Genomic DNA, 7666 nt, shown 5'->3' on the forward strand with positions numbered 1-7666 from the left:
CCTGAACAAAAACAAGAAAATAAAATAATCTCGGGCATCCGTATTACAGTTGAACACGCCATCGCGGGTATCAAGCGCCTCGGTTGCATGACCCAAATTTTACGGAATCGTAGACCCTTTATTGATGATACCTTCTTACTCCTTAGCGCAGGTCTTTGGAATTTCCATCTCAGAACAGCGTAAAATTTACTTCAATCACCGAAACACCCTTATTTCACTATTAAACAACACGCTTATTGAATAAACACTGTTCTTTAAGGCAAAAGGTAATTGCAGCATCAGTTAATGTTATCAGTAAATATCATAACCAGGCGGTGATTTATGCTTTAACGTTTGGGGAACGTGGATTATTAGAACCCGTATTAAGGCAATAATTGCAACGAACCGGTATTGCGCATTTGATGGCTATCTCAGGTTTACATATTGGCATGGCTTATTTTTTTGGTTTTTGGCTATATCGTTTGATTCAGTTTTTATTACCCATTTGTTTTATCGAGCTTCGTATACCGATGTTAGTGGGTTGGTGCTTTGCTTTAGGTTATGTTTGGTTGTCTGGTTGGGCGATACCTGCACAGCGGGCTATATTTGCCTTATCGTTATGGCTTTATATTCGGCAACAAAATTTTGTTTGTTTCCCCTGGCAATGTGCATTGTGGAGTATTACTTTAATTTTAGTGTTTGAACCTCTTGCGATACTTTCTGATAGCTTTTGGCTTTCGAGTTTTGCGGTTGCGGCATTAATATTTTGGTTTTCGTTTGTCAAATTGAGTGTACAGTTTCAACCCAGTTGGCTTAATTGGATAGTTAAATTGGTTCATTTGCAATTAGGTATGCTGATTCTATTAATTCCTATTCAATTGGTTTTATTTCAAGGAGTTAATATTACTAGTATTTTTGCTAATTTATGGGCTGTGCCAATTATTTCATTTATAACCATACCGTTAATTATGGTTTCATATATTTGTATTTTTTGGTACGCAGGACAAAATTTATTATTTAGTATAATCGATAAAAGCATTAGTTTAGCATTATGGCCCCTGGCTCATATTGAGCGTTACTGGCTTGATACTGGCCATCTTCCAATTATCATAACTGGGTTTAGTTGGCTTATTATTTTATGTTGGCAGTTTAGTTGGTTTGTGCAGTATAAATTGCTGATAATAATGTTAATTTATTGGTCAATCACGACCATGAAACAAAGCGATTTGGTTCTTTGGCGATTGATTATGTTAGATGTGGGGCATGGATTAGCAATTATTATTGAGCGACAGGGAAAAGTGTTAATTTATGACACCAGTATTTCATGGAAGAAAAACAGTATTGCTAATAGTACTATTTTGCCTTATTTACGATATCATCGTTTAACACCTGAAGGTATTATACTTAGTCATAATCATATCGATCACACTGGTGGGGTAGCGAGTTTATTATTAACCTATCCTGGATTAAAAATCAGAAGTCACTTTGATAAAAAAAATCATTTTCCATGCCATCGAGGTATTTATTGGCAATGGCAGAAATTACATTTTGAAGTATTATGGCCAATAGTTGATCAAAAAAGATCACATAATAATGAATCGTGTGTAGTAAAAATTAGTGATGGCTATCATTCGGTTATTCTATCTGGCGATATTGAAAAAACAGCGGAGAAAGAACTCGTGCGTCTAGCAATAGCAAATTTGCCGGCTAATTTATTACAAGTTCCTCATCATGGTAGTAATACTTCGTCGACGATGGCGTTTATTCAAGCAATTAAACCGCAATATGCACTTACTTCTGTTGCACGTTATAGCCGTTGGCGTTTACCTTCTGATAAAGTACGCCAACGATATGAGAATATAGGGACAAATTGGCTGAGTACAGCGGAATCAGGGCAAATTATAGCGCAGTTCTATTTTGATAAAGTTGAAATAATGCGTTATAGACAAGAAGTTTATCCTCGCTGGTATAATCAGCAGTTTGGTATTTAGAGATTTCTCAAGTAAAATAAACGGCTTATTTTATGGGTATTTAATAAGACAATGATAATGAATGATAAAGATCTTTCTACATGGCAAACATTTCGCCGACTATGGCCTATAATTTTGCCATTTAAACTGGGATTAAGTGTAGCTGCTGTTGCGTTAATTATTAACGCTGCCGGTGATGCATTCATGATCTCCTTATTAAAACCTTTGCTTGATGAAGGTTTCGGTAAAGCTGATAACAGCACATTAAAATGGTTACCGATTGCTATATTGGGGCTAATGCTGATAAGAGGGATATCGAGTTTTATCTCCAATTATTGTATTGCCTGGGTTTCTGGTAAAGTCGTAATGAATATGCGTAGGCGTTTGTTTGGCCATATGATGGGAATGCCGGTTTCTTTTTTTGATCAGCAGTCGACAGGAACTTTACTTTCCCGCATAACGTATGATTCTGAGCAAGTCGCTTCATCTTCCTCTAGCGCTTTAATCACTATTGTTCGAGAAAGCGCTTACATTATCGGTCTGTTTGGGCTGATGTTTTATTACAGTTGGCATCTTTCACTAATATTAATTGTTATTGCTCCTATTGTTGCGTTAACTATTCGCTCGGTTTCTAAGCACTTTAGGAATATTAGTAAAAGTATGCAAACTGGCATGGGACAAGTAACTGCTAGTGCGGAACAGATGTTAAAAGGCCATAAGGAAGTTTTGATTTTTGGTGGGCAAAAAGTTGAAACTGAGCGTTTTAGCAAGGTAAGTAATCATATGCGTCGGCAAATGATGAAAATGGTGACGGCATCTTCTATCTCTGATCCTATTATCCAACTGATAGCCTCTTTAGCATTAGCATTCACTCTTTATATTGCGAGTTTTCCTGAAGTTATGCAAACATTAACAGCAGGCACTATCGGTGTGGTTTTTTCATCCATGTTTGCACTGATGCGCCCATTAAAGTCATTAACAAATGTTAATGCACAATTTCAAAGAGGTATGGCCGCATGCCAGACATTGTTTACCATTTTAGATATGGAGCAGGAAAAAGACGAGGGTAAATTAACCTTAAAAAAAGCGAAAGGTGAAATAGAGTTTAAACATGTTACCTTTAAGTATGCAACAAAAGAGCATCCTGCATTACATGATATCTGTTTTAAAATTCAGGCAGGAAAATCCATTGCCTTAGTTGGACGATCAGGTTCAGGAAAATCAACTATCGCGAATCTAATTACCCGCTTTTATGAGGTTAATGAAGGTCAAATACTGCTTGATGATCATGATTTACGTGAATACACTTTAAGCTCTCTACGTAGTCAAGTTGCACTCGTTTGCCAGCATGTTTATCTTTTTAACGATACTATTGCCAATAATATTGCTTACGCAACCGATGGTCGTTTCAGCCGAAAAGCGATCGAAAAAGCCGCTAAAATGGCTTATGCGATGGACTTTATTCAAAAACTGGATAATGGACTAGATACCGTTATTGGTGAAAATGGTGTAATGCTCTCTGGTGGGCAGCGCCAACGAATTGCGATTGCGCGTGCTTTATTACATAACTCATCTATATTAATTCTTGATGAAGCTACATCTGCGCTTGATACTGAGTCAGAGAGGGCGATTCAGGCAGCATTGGACGAATTACAGAAAAATCGGACTTCGATTATTATTGCCCATCGTCTTTCGACAATAGAAAATGCAGATGAAATTTTAGTTATTCAGGATGGTAAAATTATTGAACGAGGTACCCATCAAACACTACTTAAGTGCGATGGGGCATATGCTCAACTTTATAGCATGCAATTTAAACAATGATTGATAAAATATGGTTAGGTAGTTCGTGGCTATATCTTTTGCTACTACCGTTGTCGATATTATATGGCATGATTATTGGATTTAGACGCCTTGGCTATCATTTGGCAATTTTCTCTAGTTGGAAAGCGCCGATACCTATTATCGTTGTGGGTAATTTGACTGTTGGCGGTAATGGTAAAACGCCGGTTGTTATTTGGTTAGTTGAGCAGCTTTTATCACGAGGTTATCGCGTTGGTGTTGTATCCCGTGGATATGGCGGTAAAGCAACTTCTTATCCGCTATTGGTTAATGAAAGTATATCAATAAAAGAAACCGGCGATGAACCTGCGTTAATTTATCGGCGAACTGGTGTGCCAGTGGCAATTGCCCCTAAACGAGTAGACGCAGTTAAAATGCTACTAAAGCAACAAAAACTGGATGTTATTATTGCTGATGATGGTCTTCAGCATTATGCACTACAAAGGGATTTTGAGATCGTTGTTATCGACGGTATCCGTCGTTTTGGCAATGGTTGGTTGCTGCCTGCTGGTCTATTACGAGAATGTCAATATCGTTTGAATACCGTTAATGCTGTTATTACTAATGGTGGTATCGCTAAGTATGGGGAGATTGCCATGCAGTTAACAGGCGATATTGCTATCAATATGTTGACCGGTGAAAAACGCTCAGTCTGTGAGTTGGAGCAAGTTGTTGCCATTGCAGGAATTGGGCACCCAGCACGTTTTTTTTCAAGTCTTGAACGAAAGGGAGTGCCATTAATTGCAACACACGCTTTCGCTGATCACCAGTGTTATGAGTTTTCTAAACTAACAACCTTAGTGACTGAACATCAAACATTATTAATGACTGAAAAGGACGCAGTGAAATGTTTTCATTTTGCTCAATTAAATTGGTGGTATCTGCCAGTAAATGCCCAACTTGCACAGCCTGGTGCAGGAAAAACCCTTTCTGCGATTAGTGAATTGGTCAAGTCTGGTAAAAATGCTTGAAATAATAACATTATCATGTTATCTATAAGTCGAATCTAGTTAGGAATGTAGTGACTTCATTTCAATTATACCACGCCAGCTATTATTTCATTAATAAAAAATCCTTTAATTTTATTTAGTATCAAGTCTGATTGATAAACTCTAGTAATGAATAATTTGGCATATGTTATGTTGTTTGATGTTTAAACAGATCCTAAATAGCAACAGACACTACTGAGTTGGTGTTTTTTTAATATAATAATACTACTCTGACATTAAGGGTATTTGGTGAAAGAAAAAATGGGGTTTCTATCGAAAGCTTAATAAAAGAGTAGGGAGCACTAGGAGAAAATGAAATTTTGTCACCTAGTGAACAAAAGGAGTTTTATTATGACATTACAATTACAAATGGGTCGCGTAAAATGGTTTGATGTAAAAGAAGGCTATGGATTTATCTCCCCAGTCAATGGCGGTCAAGATATCTATGTTAATCGTCGAGCTATTGCGAACACTAAAAATAAATGGTTTAAAGAAGGCCAGTGTGTTGAATTTTCAGTTACGCGTAACGCTTATGGCATTGCTGCCGCTGATGTTATCGCTTATGAATTTTAACCTAATGTTAACTACCAATTTGTCAGATTACTGACAAATACACATTAGAGCAGATATTAAAGTTAACGGTGATGCATGCTTATGCTATTCTGGTTTCATCTTAAATTACGTTTTTGATGAGGAATATATGGATCACCGTCTACTTGATATCATTGCCTGTCCTATTTGTCATGGCAAACTAGTCTATGATAAACAAAATTTAGAGCTTATCTGTAAATTTGATCATCTAGCTTATCCTGTGCGTAATAACATACCGGTATTATTAAAAGAAGAAGCTCGTGAGTTGCCTTTAGATGAAGAAAAGTAACATGTTTACAGTTATTATTCCGGCGCGTTTTGCTTCTAATCGCTTACCGGGCAAACCGTTAGCTGATATTCATGGCAAACCTATGATTATTAGAGTAATGGAAAGAGCGCTAATGTCAGATGCGACGCGAGTTATTGTGGCGACTGATCATCAGGCTGTATTTGATGTGGTGCAAGCGGCCAATGGAGAAGTTTGCATGACCAACGTTGACCACCAATCAGGCACTGAAAGATTAGCAGAAGTTATTGAAAAATATAAATTCTCTGACGATGAAATTATTATCAATGTGCAAGGTGACGAACCTTTAATCCCACCAGAAATAATTAATCAATTAGCTAGTAATCTGATGCTAAATAACGTCGGCATGGCAACATTAGCGGCACCGATAAACGATCCACAGGAAGTATTTGATCCGGCTATTGTAAAAGTCGTGACGGATAAACAGAGCAATGCCTTATATTTTTCCAGAGCGGCTATTCCCTGGGAACGTGATCGCTTTGCCGTTAGCAAAATGGAAATTGGCCAGCATTTTTTGCGTCATATCGGTATTTATGCTTATCGGGCCGGTTTTATTCGTCGTTATATCCAATGGTCGATAAGTCCGTTAGAGACGATAGAAATGCTTGAGCAGCTACGTGTACTGTGGTACGGCGAAAAAATTCATGTAGCCCTGGCAGTTAAAACATCAGGGCCAGGGGTTGATAATCAGCAGGATCTCGATGCTGTTCGGAAAGCATTTTTCCCTAGTTAAAGTTATTCTGATGCCACCAATTATAAAAAGCTATCTATTCCACTACATTGGAACTGAGCATTAGAGGTTGGGTATTGTCAATTTTTATTGACTGCCATATTGAGCCAATAAATTCATACCAAGCGCGTTCTGAGTGGGAAAAAAAGTAAATCGATGGGAAAAATTTTTCCCAGGGCTGTAATGGTGAGGTAATGGCAAGTTGGTTGGCGGGTGCTGTAATGGGATGCATATTTCTAGCTATAAAGAAACGTTCAGCGCGTGCCATATGGTTAGCTGAAGTCACCAATAGAAAAGGTTGCTGGCCAACGATTTTTTCTACTTCGAAGGCTTCTTCTTGGGTATCTCTGGGGGTGCTTAAGGTAATTATGGCTGTTTCTGGTACCCCTAACGATAGTGCGACTTTTTCTGCCACTTCAGCATTACTGATTAAATTGTTACCGCGCCCGCCAGTAAAAATTAATTTAGCCCTTGGATATTGAGAATAAAGTCGAATTCCTTCCGTCACTCTAGCCAGGCTATTATTAATAAGGTTAGCGCTTGGCGGCCAATCAGGGTTGTAAGTAAATCCCCCTCCAAGTACAACGATATATTGGATGTTTTCTTCTTTAGGGTGCAAAAGTTCATAGCGTTTGTTAAACACACCTTCTGACGATAGTAGTAATTTATCAGCAATAGGTTGTAGACTTAGTAACAAAATAGTTAACCAACTAAAAGAGACTAAACATTTGCCACTTTTTTGCCAATGAGTGAACCAAAGTAGTAATAATCCGATAAAGCTAATTAAAATAAGGAGAGGTAATGGCATTAAAAGCGCACTAATGTATTTTTTTAATGTAAACAGCATGTTTCAATCCTAGTTAATCAATTTATCGAGTATAGTATAATTTAGGGCACCTCGAAAAACTCAAGATTTTCAATTAACCCTTGGCTTTCATTCTAAATAATTAGATTTTTTTTGATTATCACGTTACTGATTCTATCGCACATTGCCCTGGCTAGGGCCATTTGACCCATTCTGGGCGTCAGAAAGCCACGATGCACGCGCTCTGGAAGTACGCCAACCGCTTTAGGTTGTAACATGCTGCCATCATCGTCATGGCAAAATTAGCGCGCACCTGTCCAATGGTGCGGATCAGTTTTCTACCCATTTGTTCCATCGCCGCAAATGCATGTTCAACCCGTGCCCTAGTCTTTGCAATCCTGTGGTTTCGCCCTTGCTGAGTCTTGGACAACGGTTTGTTTCGATGGCCTTTAC

9 protein-coding genes are annotated in these 7666 nt (G+C 38.1%); 7 read left to right on the forward strand and 2 right to left on the reverse strand.

Annotated elements, in window-relative coordinates; translation table 11 throughout:
• The 7 genes from CBG25_RS19740 to kdsB form a co-directional block, all read left to right on the forward strand.
• A partial coding sequence (locus tag CBG25_RS19740) for a transposase family protein (protein ID WP_366212660.1) occupies nt 1-183 on the forward strand: 183 nt, incomplete at its 5' end.
• 191 nt (nt 184-374) lie between these two features.
• On the forward strand, nt 375-1970 hold the full coding sequence (locus CBG25_RS19745; protein WP_290608777.1) for a DNA internalization-related competence protein ComEC/Rec2: 1596 nt from the start codon (nt 375-377) through the stop codon (nt 1968-1970).
• Nucleotides 1971-2024: 54 nt separating this feature from the next.
• Complete coding sequence (gene msbA / locus CBG25_RS19750) at nt 2025-3773, forward strand: lipid A ABC transporter ATP-binding protein/permease MsbA (protein ID WP_290608787.1); 1749 nt, start codon at nt 2025-2027, stop codon at nt 3771-3773.
• The gene (lpxK, locus tag CBG25_RS19755; protein WP_290608779.1) at nt 3770-4762 is read left to right on the forward strand and encodes a tetraacyldisaccharide 4'-kinase; all 993 of its coding nucleotides are present in this window, start codon (nt 3770-3772) and stop codon (nt 4760-4762) included. Before msbA ends, lpxK begins: the two co-directional genes overlap by 4 nt.
• 369 nt (nt 4763-5131) lie before the next feature.
• Complete coding sequence (locus CBG25_RS19760; protein ID WP_290608781.1) at nt 5132-5353, forward strand: cold-shock protein; 222 nt, start codon at nt 5132-5134, stop codon at nt 5351-5353.
• A 127-nt stretch (nt 5354-5480) separates the two neighbouring features.
• On the forward strand, nt 5481-5660 hold the full coding sequence (locus CBG25_RS19765) for a Trm112 family protein (RefSeq protein ID WP_032116333.1): 180 nt from the start codon (nt 5481-5483) through the stop codon (nt 5658-5660).
• A 1-nt stretch (nt 5661) separates the two neighbouring features.
• Nucleotides 5662-6411 (forward strand): 3-deoxy-manno-octulosonate cytidylyltransferase, encoded by a 750-nt coding sequence (gene kdsB, locus CBG25_RS19770; protein ID WP_290608783.1) that lies wholly within the window; start codon nt 5662-5664, stop codon nt 6409-6411.
• 34 nt (nt 6412-6445) lie between these two features.
• Here kdsB and elyC read toward each other — a convergent pair whose 3' ends face one another.
• Together elyC and CBG25_RS19780 are read right to left on the reverse strand one after the other, a co-directional pair.
• Nucleotides 6446-7255, reverse strand: coding sequence for an envelope biogenesis factor ElyC (gene elyC / locus CBG25_RS19775; RefSeq protein WP_290608785.1), 810 nt, complete (start codon nt 7253-7255; stop codon nt 6446-6448).
• Between the two features lie 178 nt (nt 7256-7433).
• Nucleotides 7434-7666 (reverse strand): transposase (locus CBG25_RS19780; RefSeq protein WP_290604297.1); only part of this gene is annotated, 233 nt, incomplete at its 5' end.

Source organism: Arsenophonus sp. ENCA (assembly GCF_002287155.1).
In the GTDB taxonomy this organism is placed as follows: Bacteria; Pseudomonadota; Gammaproteobacteria; order Enterobacterales; family Enterobacteriaceae; genus Arsenophonus; species Arsenophonus nilaparvatae.

What these genes read in the sequence shown, in the direction of transcription:
- CBG25_RS19760 (WP_290608781.1), top strand. Translation starts at nt 5,132, where the DNA reads ATGACATTACAATTACAAATGGGTCGCGTAAAATGGTTTGATGTAAAA.
- CBG25_RS19765 (WP_032116333.1), top strand. Translation starts at nt 5,481, where the DNA reads ATGGATCACCGTCTACTTGATATCATTGCCTGTCCTATTTGTCATGGC.
- lpxK (WP_290608779.1), top strand. Translation starts at nt 3,770, where the DNA reads ATGATTGATAAAATATGGTTAGGTAGTTCGTGGCTATATCTTTTGCTA.
- elyC (WP_290608785.1), bottom strand. Translation starts at nt 7,255, where the DNA reads ATGCTGTTTACATTAAAAAAATACATTAGTGCGCTTTTAATGCCATTA.
- kdsB (WP_290608783.1), top strand. Translation starts at nt 5,662, where the DNA reads ATGTTTACAGTTATTATTCCGGCGCGTTTTGCTTCTAATCGCTTACCG.